Origin of the sequence: Paracoccus sp. SJTW-4 (assembly GCF_047716885.1) — a bacterium.
GTDB classification, from domain to species: Bacteria; Pseudomonadota; Alphaproteobacteria; order Rhodobacterales; family Rhodobacteraceae; genus Paracoccus; species Paracoccus solventivorans.
The window spans coordinates 377,810-393,727 of sequence record NZ_CP136681.1 but is presented as its reverse complement, the minus strand read 5'-3'; the positions used below and the strand labels follow the sequence as shown (position 1 = coordinate 393,727).

The following is a 15,918-nucleotide window of genomic DNA, read 5'->3' as shown; positions in this document are numbered from 1 at the left end:
AATCTTCAGCGTTTCATGGTCCAAGGGATGCACGGTACAGGCGGGGACGCCGATGACCGTCCACGGTGAAAGCACCCTGTCTTCCCCGGTCCGCCGGCCCAAGGCAGGGTGCAACCCCTTCTTTCAGCGTGGTCCAAATATCCCCGCCGGAGGCCCCGGCGGCACACCCAAGCACGGGGCTGCCCCCTGATGCCGGCGTTGATGATCCAGGGCACCGGCTCGAACGTCGGCAAGTCGATGCTGGTCGCCGGGCTCTGCCGTGCGGCACGCAGGCGCGGGCTGTCAGTCGCGCCCTTCAAGCCGCAGAACATGTCCAACAACGCCGCCGTCACCGCCGACGGGGGCGAGATCGGGCGCGCGCAGGCATTGCAGGCCCGCGCCTGCGGAATCGCACCGCTGGTCGACATGAACCCGGTGCTGCTCAAGCCCGAATCCGAAACCGGCTGCCAGGTGATCGTACAGGGGCGGTTGGCCGCGACGGTGCGGGCGGGGGAATATTCGGCGCTCAAGACCTCGCTGCTGCCCCGGGTCCTGGACAGTTTCCGCCGCCTGTCTGCCGCGCATGATCTGGTCATCGTCGAGGGCGCCGGCAGCCCGGCCGAGGTCAACCTGCGCCCCCGCGACATCGCCAACATGGGCTTTGCCCGCGCCGGTAAGGTGCCGGTGGTGCTGGCCGGCGACATCGACCGCGGCGGCGTGATCGCGCAGATCGTCGGCACCCAGGCGGTGATCGAACCGGAAGACGCCGCGATGATTTCCGGCTTTCTGGTCAACAAGTTCCGCGGCGATCCCAGCCTCTTCGACGACGGCTACCGGCTGATCGAATCGCGCACCGGCTGGCGCGGCTACGGGGTGCTGCCGTGGTTCCCGCTGGCGCATCTTCTGCCGGCCGAGGATGCGCTGGACCTGCCCACCGGCAGCGGCGAGGGGCTGCATGTGGTGGCGCTGGGGTTTTCCCGCATCGCCAATTTCGACGATCTCGACCCGCTCGCGGCCGAGCCGGGGGTGCGGCTGACCCTGCTGCGCGCCGGCCAGCCCATCCCGGGTGACGCCGCGCTGGTGATCCTGCCCGGCAGCAAGTCCACCCGCGCCGATCTGGCGTTCCTGCGCGCGCAGGGCTGGGACATCGACCTTGCCGCCCATGTCCGGCGCGGCGGCCATGTGCTGGGGCTCTGCGGCGGCTTCCAGATGCTCGGCCAGGTGATCCGCGACCCAGCGGGCGTCGAGGGTCCGGCCGGCGAGACCCCGGGCCTCGGCCTGCTGGATCTCGCGACCGAAATGACCGCCGACAAGCGCCTGGCGCTGGTCGAGGGCACCCATGAAGCCACCGGCCAGCCGATCCGCGGCTATGAGATCCACCTCGGCCGCAGCACCGGCCCCGACTGCGCCCGCCCCTTTGCGCTGATTGGCGGCCAGCCCGAGGGCGCCACCTCGGCCAACGGCCGCATCATGGGCAGCTATCTGCACGGCGCCTTTGCCAGCAACGATTTCCGCCGCGCTTTCCTTTCCCGGCTGGGCGCCGCGCCCTCGAGCCTCGATTACGAGGCCGGCGTGGAACAGGCGCTCGACGCCCTCGCCGATCATCTCGAGGCGCATCTGGACGTGGACGGCCTGCTGGCGCTGGCGCGCTAGGGGCGCAGCGCCGCCTCGACCCGGGCCCACTCGCCCGGCGCTGGCAGCCCCAGCCGCAGCCAGCGCCGATGCCACGGAAAGATCCGCGACCAGATATGGTGCCGGCCCAGCAGCTCCTGCGCCGCCGCCGCATCCGGCGTGTCATACAGGCGAAACAGATGCCCGCCGCCGACCAGCCGCCAGCCCGCGCCTGCCGCCAGCCCATCCAGCCGCCGGGCGTCGTCCTGCAATCGCGCAACACTCTCCGCCGCCCAGTCCCGATCCGCCAGCGCCGCGCAGCCGATGGCGATCGCCGGCCCCGACACCGGCCACGGCCCCGCCAGCGCCGCCAGCGCGGCAATCGCGGCCTCGTCCCCCAGCACGAATCCTAGCCGCACCCCGGCCAGCCCGTAGAACTTGCCGAACGAGCGCAGTACCAGCGCCCGCCCCGGCGCGGGCGCCAGCGACAGTTCCGGCACCGGGTCGGCGAAGCTTTCGTCCACCACCAGCCGCCCGACCTGCCCCGCCAGACGCCGCAGCGCCTCGGGCGCATGACAACTCCCGTCCGGGTTGTTCGGATTGACAACCACCGCCAGATCAGCCCCGGCCAGCGCGGAGAGCTCGCCCACCTCCTCGACCCGCCAGCCCGCCGCGCGCAGCGCCCCCGCGTGTTCGTTGTAGGTCGGCCCCAGCACCCGGGCGAGGCCCACGGGAAACGCCCGCGGGATCATCTGGATCGCCGCCTGCGCCCCCGCCACCGGCAGCACCGCCGCCCCGGTTGCATAGGCCGCCTGCGCTGCCCGGATCAGCCCCGCCATTGCCGCGCGATCCGGCAGCGCCTGCCACGCCGTGGCCGGGATCGCGGGCAGCGGATAGGGCACCCGGTTGATCCCGGTCGAGAGGTCGATCCACTCCCCGTCGCCATAGCGCCCCCGCGCCGCGTCCAGATTGCCCCCGTGATCCCGCATCATCATCCTTGTCCAGACATCCCCGTTCTTCCTTGTCCAAAATCCGGGGCTTGCGAGCGCCCGGAACAGGAGGCGGACCAGAAAACAGCCCCGAGGCCGTTTTCCCGCCGATGGTCCGGTGGACCGTTTTCAGCGAGGAACCCCACGGCAATGGCCCCCGGTCCGCGCCATCTCAAACCACCGCCACCACCGCAAGCACCACCGCCGCCAGCGCCACCGCCCCCCGATAGACCGCCAGCCCGCGCCGCAGCTCGCTCGCGCCCGGATCAGCCGCGCCAGCATTCAGCCACGGCTCGGCCGCCACCCGGTCCGCATAGATCCGCGGCCCCGACAGCCGCACCCCCAGCGCCCCCGCCATCGCGGCCTCGGGCCAGCCGCCGTTGGGCGAACGGTGGTGCCGCGCATCGCGGCGCATCACCCGCCACGCCGCCGCGAACCGCCCGCCCGCAAGCGCGATCAGCAGCGCCGTCAGCCGCGCCGGGATCAGGTTCGCCACATCGTCGATCCGCGCCGCCGCCCAGCCGAACTCCTCGTGCCGCGCGGTGCGGTGGCCGATCATCGAATCCAGCGTGTTGGCCGCCTTGTAGGCCGCGATCCCAGGCAGTCCCGCCACCGCCCCCCAGAACAGCGGCGCGATCACCCCGTCCGAGGCATTCTCGGCCAGGCTCTCCAGCGCCGCCCGCGCCACGCCGGCCTCGTCCAGCGCCGCGGGGTCGCGGCCGACGATCATCGCCACCGCCGCCCGCGCGCCCTCCAGATCGCCCGACGCCAGCGGCCGCGCCACCGCCGCCACATGGTCGTGCAACGACCGCGCCGCGATCAGTGGCCAGGCGATCACCCCCGCCAGCACCGCGCCCCAGACGCCGGCGGGCAGCGCCGCCTGCACCAGCGCCCCCACCGCGCCCGCCAGCAGGATCACCAGCCCCGCCGCCGCCGCGCCCTTCAGCCGGCGCCGACGCCCACAGTTCCAGCGCCGGTCCAGCGCCGCGATCAGCGCGCCAAGCCAGGTGACCGGATGTCCGCAGCGGCGATAAAGCGCAGCGGGCCAGCCCAGCACCGCCTCGATCCCCAGCGCAACCAGCATCGCCACCAGGCTCATGCGCCGACCCCCGCCCGAAACCGCAGTACCCCGGCAAACCCGGCCGCGCGCAGCGCCGCCCCGGCGCCCACGGGCACACTCCCCGGCGCAAAGATCAGCCCCTGCGCCGAGCCGGTATGCGCCGCAACCCAGCCCAACGCTCTCAATTCATGCGCCAGCACCGCTGCCGGCGCCTCACCCCAGCGACGCGCCGCCGATTCCGCCGCCAGCGCCGCCTGTACCCGCAGATCCCCCCGCCAGCCCGCCACCAGATCCGAGATATCCGCGAAATCCTCCTTGCCCGGATCGGTGCGCCGCGGTGGCCCCACAAATCCGCCGACGATCTCACAAGGCTCCAGCGGCGCCATCGCCCGCACCACCCGCCCCTCGCGAGAGGCCCAGAGCACCGCCCCCTCGGGCAGCATCAGCGGGTCCGAGGCCCCTTCGGCCGCGATACAGGCCAGCGCCAGCCGCAGCGGGTCGCCCCGCCATCCCGCCAGCCGCGCCAGCGCCACCAGCGCCGCGGTGGACATGCCCGCGCCGCCCCCCGGCACCGCCTCGGGGAACAGCGCCACGCAGCCCCGCAGCGGCAGCCGCAACCCACCAAGGAACCGCCGCGCCCGCGCAGGCGAAATGAGCCCGCCGCGCAGCGACAAAGCCGCGCCCGCCGCGACCCGCACCGCCCGCACCCCCAGCGCCGGGCATGGCAGCGTCAGCAGCACCACCGGCCCCTCCGGCCCCAGCCGCCCCTGCAACAGTTCGCCAAAATGCCCCGCCACCCGGACCCGCGACCGCGCCATGCTCACACCGACAGGTTCACGCAGGCGACCGACCAGCCCGAGGGCGCCGCGTCGATCACCGTCAGCGACAGGGGCGCCACGCGGAACGCCAGCGCCGCCCCGGCGCCGCCGATCGCCCGCGCCAACCCCGCCCGCACCGTGCCGGCATGGGCCACCACCGCGACCCGCCCGCCGCTGGCCGCCAGCTCCTCCAGCGCCGGGATGCTGCGCGCGCACAGCGCTGCGAAACTCTCGCCGCCATGGGGGGCCGAGCGCGCCAGTTCCTCGCCGCCCATCACCCCCAGATCGGGCAGCTCCGCCAGCGCCATCCCCTCCCAGCTGCCGAAATCCTGCTCCCACAGCCGCGCGTCCTCAGCGACCGCCACGCCCGGCCACAGCGCCGCCGCCGTCTCGCGGCAGCGCCGCGCCGGGCTGGACACCACGCGCGAGACCGGCCCCGCCAGCGCCGCCAGCCGTCGCGCCGCCGCCGCATCCACCACCGCCGCCACGTCACGCCGCCCGGTCAGCCGCGCGGGATCCGCCAGCGGCGCGTGCCGGATCAGCAGCAGCGTTCCGGTCATAGGGCTCAGGCTCCGGGTCAATGTTTCATCTTTCGGCCACGGCGCGGTTGTGCTTTGTCCCGTCCCGGCAGACAAGCCCCCCGACTGACCCCTGGCCCGGACGACCACGGCATGACCCGCATCACCCTGATCACCGGCGGCGCCCGCTCGGGCAAAAGCCGCCTGGCCGAGGCCGAGACCCGCGCCCTCTGCCGCGCCCGCCAGCGCCCGCTCTACATCGCCACGGCCGAGCCGGGGGACGCCGAGATGGCCGCCCGCATCGCCGACCACCGTGCCCGCCGCGGCCCCGAGTGGGACGATCTGCACGCCCCCCTTGACCTCGCCTCTGCGCTTGAGGGCAGCGACGGCCGCGGCCCGCGGCTGGTCGATTGCCTGACGCTGTGGCTCAGCAACCTGATGCTGGGCGGCCACGACATCGACGCGGCCACGGACGCGCTGCTGGAGGCGCTTTCGCACCAGCGCGACCCGGTGGTGATCGTCACCAACGAGGTCGGGCTGGGCATCGTCCCCGACAACGCACTTGCGCGCGCTTTCCGCGACGCGGCCGGGTTTCTCAACCAGCGGGTGTCGGGCGCCGCCGACCGCGTGGTGCTGGTCGCCTGCGGCCTGCCGCTCAGCCTCAAGGGCGCCCCGCTGACGCACGCAAAGGAGCATCCATGAAAGACCTCGCCACCACCGCCGCGCAGACCCAATTCGACCACGACAGCGCCGCCGAGGCCCGCGCCCGGCAGGACAGCCTGACCAAGCCGCAGGGCTCGCTGGGCCGGCTCGAGGAACTGGCCCTGTTCATGGCCGGCTGGCGCGCCACCCCGCGACCGCGGATCGACCGCGCGCAGCTGGTGGTGTTCGCCGGCAACCACGGCGTCTGCGCGCAGGGCGTCAACCCCTTCCCGCAAGAGGTCACCGCCCTGATGGTGCAGAACTTCCGCTCGGGCGGCGCGGCAGTGAACCAGCTCGCCCGCGTGGCTGGGGCGACGCTGTCGGTGGTGGCGCTCGACCTCGACCGCCCCACCGCCGACTTCACCCAAGGCCCCGCCATGACCGCGGCCGAACGCGACGATGCGATGGCGCAGGGCGCTACCGCCGTCGATCCCGCTGCCGACGTGCTGGCGCTGGGGGAAATGGGCATCGGCAACTCCACCGTCTCGGCCGCGCTGTGCCTGGCGCTGTTCGGGGGGCGCGCCGAGGACTGGACCGGCGCCGGCACCGGCGCCGAGGGCGACACCATGGCCCGCAAGATCGCCGCCGTCGCCACCGGCGCCGCCCGCCATCAGGGGCTGGCGCCGCTGGACCTGCTCGCCGCCATCGGCGGCCGCGAACAAGCCGCGATCTGCGGCGCCATCCTCGCCGCCCGCGCTTCCCGCATTCCGGTGCTGCTCGACGGCTTCATCTGCTGTTCTGCGGCCGCCGTGCTGCACGCGCAGGACCCGGCCCTGCTCGATCACTGCCTGATCGCCCACGCCAGCGCCGAGCCCGGCCACGCGCCACTGGTCGAACAGCTCGGCAAGCGCCCGTTGCTGTCGCTGGACATGCGCCTGGGCGAAGGCTCCGGCGCCGCCGTGGCCCTGTCGCTCTTGCGCCACGCGCTGGAAATGCACGACGGCATGGCCACCTTTGCCGAGGCCGGGATCGCGTGACCGCCCCCCTGCGCATCCGCGCCGCCGAGGCCACCCTTGCGCTGGCCATGCTCACCCGCCTGCCGGTCCCGCAGCTGCGCGACTGCCCGCCGGTCGGCGCCTCGGCCTGGGCGTGGCCGCTGGCTGGGGTGGTGGTGGGCGGCCTGCAGGCCGCGGTGCTGCTGGCCGCCGCGGCGGTCATGCCGCCCGCGATTGCCGCGGGGCTGGCGCTCGCCGCCGGGCTGCTGCTGACCGGGGCGCTGCACGAGGACGGGCTTGCCGACCTCGCCGACGGGCTCAGCGGCGGGCGCAGCCCCGCGCAACGGCTTGAGATCATGAAGGACTCGCGCATCGGCAGTCACGGCGCCGTGGCGCTGATCACCGCCCTCGGCCTGCGATGGGCCGCGCTCGCCGCCATCGCGGCCTGGCACCCGGCCGCCATATTCGCCGCCCTGATCGCCGCGCAAGCCGCCAGCCGCGCCGGCCTCGCCCTGATGAACTTCGCCGGCCCGCAAGCCCGCCCCCGCGGCTTCGCCGCCGCCGCGACGGATGGCCTGACCGCCCCGCGTGCCACCGCCGCGCTGGCCCTCGCTGCCGCGCTGGCGCTGGCCACGCTCCCCCTCACCCAGGCGCTCACCCTGCTCGCCGCCGTGGCACTGACCCAGCTCCTGCTGCTGCGCCACGCCCGCCGCCGCCTCGGCGGCATCACCGGCGACGTCCTCGGCGCCGCCCAGATCACCGCCGAAATCGCCGCCCTCGCAACTCTCCTCGCCTGAACCCTCTTTCATCTGGCCGAAAATATCCCGGGCTCCCCAGCGCCCGGAATAGAAGGCGGATCAGAAAACAGCCCACGAGGCTTTTTCCCGCCGGATGGTCCAGTGGACCGTTTTCAGAGAGAAAGGCCGGGGCAGAGCCCCGGTCCTTCACACCGCATCCGGCACCCGCAGCGCCAGGTAATGCACCGCCAGTCGCAGCCGCCCCCCGGCGAACGCGCCGCCCAGGGCGGTCAGCAGCAGCTCCTCGGGCGCCCAGACCGCCATCGGCGCTGACAGCAGCCCCTGCGACCACGAGTTCACCCCCAGCCCCAGCCCCGAGCCATAGCGATCCGCCGCGCCCTCGACCCCCAGCGCCCAGGCGTCCAGCGATCCGGTGATCGCCTCGACCACCCGCGCCGTCACCCCCAGCACCAGCACATGCGAGGGGATTTCCACCCCCGTCGCCACCACCGCCCCCGTGCCGACCGCCACCTCGGCCTCGAGAATCCCGGCGCTGATGCCGCCACCCCACAGGCCCAGCGTCAGCGCACCACCGCGCCATTCCTGCCCGTCCCAGACCGCCTCTACGCCGCGGTCCAGCAGGAATGCCCGCTGCCCGCGCTGCGGCGTCGCGAACACCCAGCCGCCATTGGCGCCGATGGCGATGCGGCCCGCCTGCCCCTCCCACGCACCCGTGGCGCCAGCACCCACGCCCCAGCACTCGCCCTCGACCACCGCCGGAGGCTGGACCCGCGCCGCGCCCTGCAGCACCAGGTTGACCAGCCCGTCCAGCCGCAGCAGCGACTCGTTCACCGTGACGTGTTTCTGCGCCTGCGCCGGCTGCAGCAGGGGCAGGAAGTGGCGCCCCGTAACCTGTTCAGACATCGACATTCCTCCTGACAGACGGGCCCGGCCCGTAGAGTTCCGACAGCTGCGCCACCGCGACGGCAAACCCGCCGCCCGCGCGCGCCGCCGCCCAGACCGAGGCCGGGATTTCATACTCCGGCCCCGTGACCTCGGCGCGATGCAGCTCGACCTCGCCGCGCAGCAACCGCAGCAGATAGCGTTCCGAGGTCTCGCCCAGCGGCACCTCGGGCGCCTCCCAGCCGTCGCCCTCGACCCGCGTGCGCCGGATCCAGCGCACCACCCGCCCCTCAATCCGCAGATGGCAGGGCGACAGCGGCCGCAGCCCGGCGCCGCCCGCCACCACCGCCTGATGGCGATAGGCCGCATCCTCGGGCGACAGGCTCGCCGGCCCCACTCGCCAATGCCGCAGCTGCAACCGCGCGGACGCAGGCAGTTCCACCTGCCGCGGCCCACCGTCCAGCAGCACCACCACGCTGCCCGCAGGCCATTCCCCCGGCATCAGCGCATCGGTCCCCGCCTGCCCCCGCAGCCGCTCCCAAACCTCCCACTCGCCCGGCGCCACCAGCCGCGCCTGCGCGAACTGCATCAGCTCCCACCGGTCCGAGGAACCGTCGCCGATCGCCAGCAGGTTCCCCCCGGCCAGCAGCGCATTCGCCGTCACCGAGCGCAGGTTGCCGCCCTTCAGCCGCAGCCGCAGCGCCGGGCCGCGGTCCACCACCCCCGGCCGCGCCGCCGCCAGCGGCTCCAGCGTCACCCCCATCACCGCAGGCCCCGGCAGGATCACGTTCGGCTGATACCCCGCCCCTTCGTCGACCGAGACCCAGGCCCGCACCGCCCCCGGCCAGGGCGTCGCCGCCACCGCCAGCCACGGCGCGTGGGGGGCCTCGTCCCCGGTCAGCAGCGGCAGGTCCAGAAACAGCGGCCAGACCGGCCCCGCCGCTACATAAGGTTTCCCCTGCAACGTCCCGGAAACGAACGGCAACGGCCGGTAGACCCCCGGCTCGACCCGCACCGCCTCGGCCAGCAGCGCCCCGGCGCGCTCGATGCGGTCGATACGCCAGCGCCCGCCCGCGCCGGTGCCATCCGCCATCGCCACCACATCCCCCGGACCCAGATGCCCCAGCGAGGGCGGCAGCGCGAACCGCGCCGCATCCTGCGCGACCAGCGTCTCGGCCAGCCAGCGCAGCGCGGTCGCCTGCGCTTCGGGCCGGGTCAGCACCATCGGAAATTCGCTGTCCGCGGTCGAGATGCGCGCCCGTTCCGGCATCGCCGCCTCGGCCGTGCCCAGCGCGTAATCACCGCCGGCCTCGATATGGCTCAGCCGGATGCGGCCCGGCATTTCGGCGTCGGGCGCGCGGGTGATCTCGAACCCGCCCTGCCCCTCGGCCACCGCCAGCGCGCCTTCCTCCAGCACCGCCGCCGCCCGCCCGTCGCGCATGACGAAGCGCAGCACGCCCTCGCGTTCCACCGCGTCGAACCCATGGGCCAGCATCAGCGGCTGCAAGGCGGCGCGGCCGGTCTCGGGCCCCTGCACCGCATAGCCGCGCACCACCCCGTATAGCCCGCCGGCATCCACCGCCCCCAGCCCCGAACCGGCGCAGATATCACGCACCACATCCGCCAGCGCCACCGCGCCGGCGCGCCCGTTCAGCCAGTGCCCGCGTTCCCACGCCGGCCCGTCCGACCACAGATCGCCCAGCGCAGGAAACGCCGGATAAGGCCGCGCGTCCCAGGCCCAGACATGGGCGCGCGACAGATCGACCATGCGGCCGCCGCCCTCCATCTCGGGGTTGTTCCCCGGATCGGCCCAGTAGGAGTTCACCGCCTCGACATAGGCCGCTTGCATCGCATCGTCGCGCAGCCCCCGCGAATAGCGCGGCAGGGACGACTCGCTGCTCATCGCATCCAGGAACTTGTTGGGCTGGTTCGTGGCGCGGTCCAGCGCCGCGCAGCCGTATTCGGTGAACCAGATCGGCTTCGAGCCCGGCACCCAGGCGGTCGGCTCGGCCGCGCGCCCGCCGCCGGGCAGGCGCTCGTAATGCCAGTTCGACCACCAGCCGCGCAGGTCCTTGGTGCGCCAGATCCACGGCTCGGCCTGCCCGTCGGTGATGGGCGTGCGGGTCTGCACCTCGCGGTGTTCCTCGCTGGCGTAATACCAGTCGTAGCCCTCGCCGCCGCAGACATTCGCGCGCAGGTAATCGGGGTTGCGCACGTCGCCCCAATGCGCGTCCAGATGCGCATCGCCCTCGCGCCAGTCGGACAGAGGCATGTAATTGTCGATGCCTACAAAGTCGATGTTCTCGTCGCCCCACAGCGGGTCCAGATGGAACCGCGCCTCGTCGCCGCCGGGGTGGTGGCCGAAATACTCGCTCCAATCCGCGGCATAGCTCAGCTTGACGCCCGGCCCCAGAATGCCCCGCACATCCGCCGCCAGCTGCCGCAGCGCTGCCACCGCCGGATAGCCTTGGGCACCGCGGATCTGCGTCAACGCCACCATCTCGGACCCGATCAGGAACGCCCCCACGCCCCCCGCCATCCGGCACAGATGCGCGTAATGCAGGATGAAACGGCGATAGGACCACTCATCCGGCCCGCCATAGACCACGCGCCCGCCGTGGGTCGTGAAATCCCCCGGCGCCGCGCGGCCGAAAAACGCCGCCACCTCGGCCTCGGCCGCCGCCGTCCCCTGAGGAGAGCCCTCGCGTCCCGCCGCGACCGAACTGGTGATCCGCCCCCGCCACGGCATCACCGGCTGCTCGGGGATCACTCCGTCCTCATCCGGCACACCCCACGGGTCGGGCAGCCCATTGCCCGCCAGCTGCTCCATCAGGATGAACGGATAGAACACCGCCGACTTGCCCGAGGCCCCTATCGCCCGCAGCGCCTCGACCACCGATTCGTCGGCAGGGGTGCCGCCATAGATCACCCGCCCGTCCACCTGAGGCAGAACCTGCGCCTGCGCCCGGCCAATACCCCCCGCGCGCCAAGCCATCTCGCGCCCGTCCAGCGCCTTTTGTTCCACCTTGGGCCGAATCCGGCAGTTCCCGCAGCGCAGGTCGTCGCCGAACCACGACACCACCAGCGACACCGATTCCACCGCCGGCAACTCCCGCCCCAGCACCGTCAGCGAGGCCGCAAAATCCGTCCCCCCCATCGCCGTGTTGCGATTCAGCACCCGCGTCTCGCCCAGCCCCAGGTCATGCGAGACCTGCCGTGTCGCCAGCGCATATTCCCCCGTCCCCGGGATCATCGCCACCGCCCGCACGTTGCCGGCCAGCGACTGCGCCCCCTCGACCCCGCGCGTCACCTCGAAGCTCAGCTGCGGCACGCGGTTGCCCCAGCGCTCCAGCGCCAGATCCTCGAACACCACATAGGCCGTGCCCCGCCAGCCCGGCGCCGCCTCGCCCTCATGCGCGGCCACCGCCGGGTCGGGCAGCTGCGCCTCATCCCCCGGATAGACCCGCATGTTCAGGGTTAAGGGGTCGATCTCCTCGCCATCCGCCCAGATGCGCCCGACGCCCCGGATCGCGCCCTCGCACAGCGCCACCGCCAGGCTCAGCCGATAGCTCAGCTCCGTCACCCGCGGCCCGGTGCCCTTGCCGCCCGCGTCATGGCTGCGCCGCACCTCGACCAGCTTTGATGCCCAGATCACATGCCCCGGCACCCGCATCTGCCCCCAGATCCGCGGGATCGGCGCGCCCTCTCCGGCCGTTTGCAGCCGCAGCCGGTCGATGCGCCCAGTCTCGACCGAGCGCGCGCCCCCGCCCAGCAGCCGCTGGTCGATCGCCCGCCCGACCGTGGCCCCCACCGCGCGCCCGATCACCGCCCCGGTCAGCCCCAGCACCGTGCCGCCGAACCCCGCCCCGATCGAGGCCCCCGCCGCCCCCAGTAGAATCGTCGCCATCGCCTGTCCCCAATCTGCTTTTGCCGCGCATCACGGCCGCCCTAAGGTGCAGGCCAGCGAAACCGCGCCACGATCCGCGCCCGCCACGGGGCCGAGAGCGGACTTTCCACCACCCCGTGCCGCTCATAGGCATGGATGAAACTGTCACCGCCGCCCGCCAGAATCCCCAGATGCTTGGCCACCGCGCCCGCGCGCATCCGAAACAGCAGCACCTCGCCGGGACTGGCCTCAGCCTCGGCCACCACCAGGTTGCGCAAGGCCGCCGCCAGCAGCGGCCCCTGCTCGCCGCCCCCGATCTCGCCCCAATCGGGCGTATAGGGGGGCGGCGCCTCGGGCTCGGTCCCGTAAAGCTCGCGCCAGACGCCGCGGATCAGCCCCAGGCAATCCGCCCCCGCCCCCTTCACCGAGCCCTGATGCACATAGGGCGTGCCGATCCAGCCCCGCGCGATCTCGACCGCCCGCGGCCCCACCGTCATCGCCGCCCCCGCGCCACCTGCGGCGCCAGCAGCCAGTCCTCGGGCGGCAGTTCGGGGAAGCCTCGGAAGTTCAGGAAATTGAGGAACTTCCCCCGGCAGGTGCCCGCCTGCTTGTCGCAGCCTGCCCCCAGCCGCAGCCGGTCGCCCACGCGCGGCGCCGCCCCCGGCGCCGCCCACAGTTCAACCTCGCGCCTCTCCCCGGCCACACGGTCGATCTTGACCACCCCCGCCAGCCCCGCCGCCGGCCCGTCCAGAAACTCAGCCCGCCCATGCTCGAACCAGCCCGCCGCATGGAGGCCGACCCCCGACAGCTGCAGCCGCGCCCCGCCCTCGGAGACATCGGTAACCACGGCTTCGGCCGAATACCCCTCGCGCGACAGGTCGAACCGGCACTGCCCATCGCCCAGCATCGCCGAGCAGCGCGCGTGGAACACCCGCCCCTGCGGCCGATTCAGCGCCTCGGACAGTCCCCGCAACTCCGCCCGATAGGCGCCCCCGGCAAGGACCACCTCGCCCAAGGCCCCGCGAAACAGCAGCCGCCGCTGCGCCACATCGCGCCAGTCCACCTCCCACAGCCGCACCTCGGCGCCGTCCCAGCGCCCCGCCGCCAGATCCCCGGGCGTGATCGCGTCCGAGGACAGCACCCCCTGCACCTCGGTATTGTCCACCGCCAGCCCCAGCCCCTGCACCAGCGCCTGCGCGCTCAGCCCGGCCTCGGGGCGAAATACGATGCCCTCGAACTCCAGCGCCATGTCGTGGTCGGTGAACCCCAGGCACAGCCCGTCGGCACGCGTGACCGCCCAGGCCCGCGCGATCGTGGTCGCCGCGCTCACAGCCGCAGCTCCACCACCGGAACCTGCGGCACGTCCCCCGCCTGGAACGAGGCCACCGATACCGCGATCCGGTCGGTATCGAAGCGCACCGGCACGTCGAACTCGAACCCCGCGGTGACCGGCGCCTCCATCATCGGCGCCTTGCGCAGCACCACCACGCCGGTGGCGTGGTCGATGTCGTAATCCTGCCCCTCGAAACGCTCGACCCCGCCCACGGCAATGCGCACCGTCCCCGCCACGGGCTTGGTGATCGGCCGCAGATACCCCTCACCCCCCGAGCGATAGAGCTTGCCTAACCCGAACTCGACCCGCAGCCCGTCGCCGGTGCCGATCAGCTGGTCCCCCGGCGCCACCACGCCGCTGGGCGGGCAGGATTTGTAATCCGCCCAGTCCTTCCAGCGAAACCCGTGCAGCTGCCCCGCCCGCGCCTCGAAGAACGCGATCAGCGCCGCCATGTCGTCCAGGCTGCGCAGCCCCACCCCCGCGTCATAGCGGCGGCGCGAATGTGCCCAGGGGCTGTTGCGTTCCTCAAACCCGTTGGTCAGCGCGACGATCTCGGTCCGCCGCTCCGGCCCGCCCATCGAGCCGAAGGACAGATCCGCCGGAAACCGGATCTCGTGAAATGCCATGATGCCACCTTTCCGCAGCCGCAACCAAAGCCCGCAAACACCCGCGGCTTCTTCATCATCCAAATATCCTGGGGGGGCCGGCGCAGCCGGCGGGGGCAAAGCCCCCCTTTGCGATCAGCCGTGCCGATCGCCCCGCGCCAGCACCCGCCCCAGCCGGGCCGCAATCTGCCCCTGGCTGCGCTGGAACCCCGCCACATCGGGGGTCGAGACGTTGAAGGTCACGTTCACCGCCCGCCCGCCGCCCGCAGCCGCCACCCCCAGCCGCCCGTCCGGGCCGCGGCGCAGCGGCATGATCGCCTCGGGCCCCGCCTCGCCCATCAGGCCCACGCCACCGCGCATCGGGAAATGCGTGGGGGCGCTGACGATGCCGCCCTGCGCGAACGGCATTACCCGGCCCTGCGTGAACGCGCCCCCTTGCGCAAAGGGCAACGCCCCGGCCACGAACCCGCTCACCCCCTCTGCCAAGGCACCCGCAACCGCGGTCTGCACCGGCTTCATGGCCACGGAAAACACCGTGTCCGCCATGCTGCGCGCCACCGACTTCAGCGCATCCGACAGCTTCACCCCGTCGAACACCAGCCCGTCGAACGCCCGCCGCAGCCCGCCCCCAAAGCCCGCGGTCAGCGAAGAGACCTCGCGCCCGGTCTGCCCCATCGCCTGCCCCAACCGCGCCAGCTCCGCCTCGAACGCGGCGGCGATCCGCCCCGACTGCTCCAGCCGCTCGTCCAGCCGCGCCAGCCCGCCCTCGTCGATTCCGTCCCCGTCCATTGCCTCACTCCTTGCATTGCCGCACCGCGCCCGCAGCGGCGCCGTCGGGGAACCGCGCCATCAGCGCGTCCAGCCCGCTGCGGGTCATTGCGCTCGCCTTCACCCCGGCCCCCGCCCCGGCCCCGGGCTCGACCCCCAGCATCAGCGCCAGCTCGGCCGGGGTCAGTTCCCAGAACTCCCCCGGGCGCAGCCGCAGCCCCTGCAGCCCCGCCCGCATCAGCCCCGGCCAGTCGAGCCCCCGCCCGCTCATTCCGGCAGTCGAAAGGCGCGGGCGATCAACTCGGCGGCAGCACGGGCCGCGGCGACCGGGCCGCCCTCAATCTCGGCGGTCAGCAGGTCCGGGTCCGCCCCCTGCCAGCCGCCGCCGCGCAGCCCGGCGACCAGCACCGCCATCACGTCGCGGCTGGAAAACCGCCCCGCCTCGAAGCGCTCGATCACCTCGACCAGGCTGCCCGCCCCCAGCGCCGCCTCCAGCGAGGCCAACGCCCCCAGCGTCAGCCGCGCCGCATGGCGGCGGCCGTCCAGCGTCACCGCCACCTCGCCGCGATGCGGGTTCACGCTCATGGCGCCTCCCCCTCATCCTCGCCGGCAGGACTCCCATCCTCTCCGCCATCGCCCGGATCGCCGCCCCCCGGCTCGGCCACGAAGCCCAGCACCCCGGCCGAGGCCAGCGACAGCTCGTAGCTCGCCTCGCCGTTGTAGCTGCCGGCATATTCCAGCCCGGTGATCTGGAACGGCCCCTCGATGCGGCCGAAGCCGGGGATCACCACCTGGAACCGCGGCACCTCGGCGTCAAAGAACGCCTGCCGCGCCCGGGCATCCGTCGCCTCATCCCGAAACACCCCCGACCCCGAGATCGAGGCCGACCGCACCCCCGCGCCCCCCAAAAGCTCGCGCCAGCCCCCGGCGCTGCCCATCGAGGTCACGTCCACCGTCTCGGCGTTGAACGCCAGCCGCGTGGCGCGCAGACCCGCCACCGTCTCGAAACTGCCGTCGCCGGTCATGTCCATCTTGATCAGCAGGTCGCGCCCGTTCTGTACCGTCATGCCGCTC

The 15,918-nt window shown here is 73.3% G+C and carries 16 protein-coding genes and 1 pseudogene; 4 read left to right on the top strand and 13 right to left on the bottom strand.

The window, feature by feature from the left end; all coding sequences use genetic code 11:
- Positions 1-189 precede the first annotated feature (189 nt).
- Positions 190-1,632, top strand: coding sequence for a cobyric acid synthase (locus tag RSP45_RS01955; RefSeq protein WP_415393019.1), 1,443 nt, complete (start codon positions 190-192; stop codon positions 1,630-1,632).
- Here RSP45_RS01955 and cobD read toward each other — a convergent pair.
- The 4 genes from cobD to RSP45_RS01935 all read right to left on the bottom strand — a co-directional run bounded on the left by cobD (position 1,629) and on the right by RSP45_RS01935 (position 5,017).
- Positions 1,629-2,579: a threonine-phosphate decarboxylase CobD gene (cobD, locus tag RSP45_RS01950; protein ID WP_415393974.1), complete on the bottom strand. Its 951-nt coding sequence runs from the start codon at positions 2,577-2,579 to the stop codon at positions 1,629-1,631. The genes RSP45_RS01955 and cobD overlap by 4 nt on opposite strands.
- Before the next feature lie 172 nt (positions 2,580-2,751).
- Positions 2,752-3,678: an adenosylcobinamide-phosphate synthase CbiB gene (cbiB, locus tag RSP45_RS01945; protein WP_415393018.1), complete on the bottom strand. Its 927-nt coding sequence runs from the start codon at positions 3,676-3,678 to the stop codon at positions 2,752-2,754.
- Positions 3,675-4,457: a propanediol utilization protein gene (locus RSP45_RS01940; protein WP_415393017.1), complete on the bottom strand. Its 783-nt coding sequence runs from the start codon at positions 4,455-4,457 to the stop codon at positions 3,675-3,677. The genes cbiB and RSP45_RS01940 overlap by 4 nt, the downstream gene beginning before the upstream one ends.
- A 2-nt stretch (positions 4,458-4,459) precedes the next feature.
- Positions 4,460-5,017 carry a histidine phosphatase family protein gene (locus RSP45_RS01935; protein WP_415393016.1) on the bottom strand — a complete coding sequence of 186 codons (558 nt, stop codon included), beginning with the start codon at positions 5,015-5,017 and terminating at the stop codon, positions 4,460-4,462.
- A gap of 111 nt (positions 5,018-5,128) precedes the next feature.
- On the opposite strand from RSP45_RS01935, the gene cobU reads away from it, so the two are divergent.
- From cobU to cobS, 3 genes are read left to right on the top strand one after another with little or no spacing between them, the layout of a single operon-like run.
- Positions 5,129-5,677, top strand: coding sequence for a bifunctional adenosylcobinamide kinase/adenosylcobinamide-phosphate guanylyltransferase (gene cobU, locus RSP45_RS01930; protein ID WP_415393015.1), 549 nt, complete (start codon positions 5,129-5,131; stop codon positions 5,675-5,677).
- Positions 5,674-6,654: a nicotinate-nucleotide--dimethylbenzimidazole phosphoribosyltransferase gene (gene cobT, locus RSP45_RS01925; RefSeq protein ID WP_415393014.1), complete on the top strand. Its 981-nt coding sequence runs from the start codon at positions 5,674-5,676 to the stop codon at positions 6,652-6,654. Before cobU ends, cobT begins: the two co-directional genes overlap by 4 nt.
- Positions 6,651-7,409 (top strand): adenosylcobinamide-GDP ribazoletransferase, encoded by a 759-nt coding sequence (cobS, locus tag RSP45_RS01920; RefSeq protein WP_415393013.1) that lies wholly within the window; start codon positions 6,651-6,653, stop codon positions 7,407-7,409. Before cobT ends, cobS begins: the two co-directional genes overlap by 4 nt.
- Positions 7,410-7,556: 147 nt before the next feature.
- On the opposite strand, the gene RSP45_RS01915 is transcribed toward cobS, so the two are convergent.
- The 9 genes and pseudogenes from RSP45_RS01915 to RSP45_RS01875 form a co-directional block, all read right to left on the bottom strand.
- The gene (locus tag RSP45_RS01915; RefSeq protein ID WP_415393012.1) at positions 7,557-8,273 is read right to left on the bottom strand and encodes a DUF2793 domain-containing protein; all 717 of its coding nucleotides are present in this window, start codon (positions 8,271-8,273) and stop codon (positions 7,557-7,559) included.
- A complete protein-coding gene (locus RSP45_RS01910) occupies positions 8,266-12,159 on the bottom strand; it encodes a baseplate multidomain protein megatron (RefSeq protein WP_415393011.1) in 3,894 nt (1,297 codons plus the stop codon). Before RSP45_RS01910 ends, RSP45_RS01915 begins: the two co-directional genes overlap by 8 nt.
- Before the next feature lie 41 nt (positions 12,160-12,200).
- Entirely contained in the window at positions 12,201-12,635 is a 435-nt protein-coding gene (locus tag RSP45_RS01905; RefSeq protein ID WP_415393010.1) for an NlpC/P60 family protein, read from the bottom strand.
- The gene (locus RSP45_RS01900; RefSeq protein ID WP_415393009.1) at positions 12,632-13,468 is read right to left on the bottom strand and encodes a DUF2163 domain-containing protein; all 837 of its coding nucleotides are present in this window, start codon (positions 13,466-13,468) and stop codon (positions 12,632-12,634) included. Before RSP45_RS01900 ends, RSP45_RS01905 begins: the two co-directional genes overlap by 4 nt.
- On the bottom strand, positions 13,465-14,097 hold the full coding sequence (locus tag RSP45_RS01895; RefSeq protein ID WP_415393008.1) for a TIGR02217 family protein: 633 nt from the start codon (positions 14,095-14,097) through the stop codon (positions 13,465-13,467). Before RSP45_RS01895 ends, RSP45_RS01900 begins: the two co-directional genes overlap by 4 nt.
- Before the next feature lie 114 nt (positions 14,098-14,211).
- Positions 14,212-14,865: a phage tail tape measure protein gene (locus tag RSP45_RS01890; RefSeq protein WP_415393007.1), complete on the bottom strand. Its 654-nt coding sequence runs from the start codon at positions 14,863-14,865 to the stop codon at positions 14,212-14,214.
- A 4-nt stretch (positions 14,866-14,869) separates the two neighbouring features.
- Complete coding sequence (locus tag RSP45_RS01885) at positions 14,870-15,115, bottom strand: rcc01693 family protein (RefSeq protein WP_415393006.1); 246 nt, start codon at positions 15,113-15,115, stop codon at positions 14,870-14,872.
- Positions 15,112-15,429, bottom strand: a complete 318-nt coding sequence (locus tag RSP45_RS01880; protein ID WP_415393005.1) for a gene transfer agent family protein — start codon at positions 15,427-15,429, stop codon at positions 15,112-15,114. Before RSP45_RS01880 ends, RSP45_RS01885 begins: the two co-directional genes overlap by 4 nt.
- A 74-nt stretch (positions 15,430-15,503) precedes the next feature.
- Positions 15,504-15,911 (bottom strand): annotated as a pseudogene (locus RSP45_RS01875) (phage major tail protein, TP901-1 family); the annotation flags it as partial.
- Between the last annotated feature and the right edge of the window lie 7 nt (positions 15,912-15,918).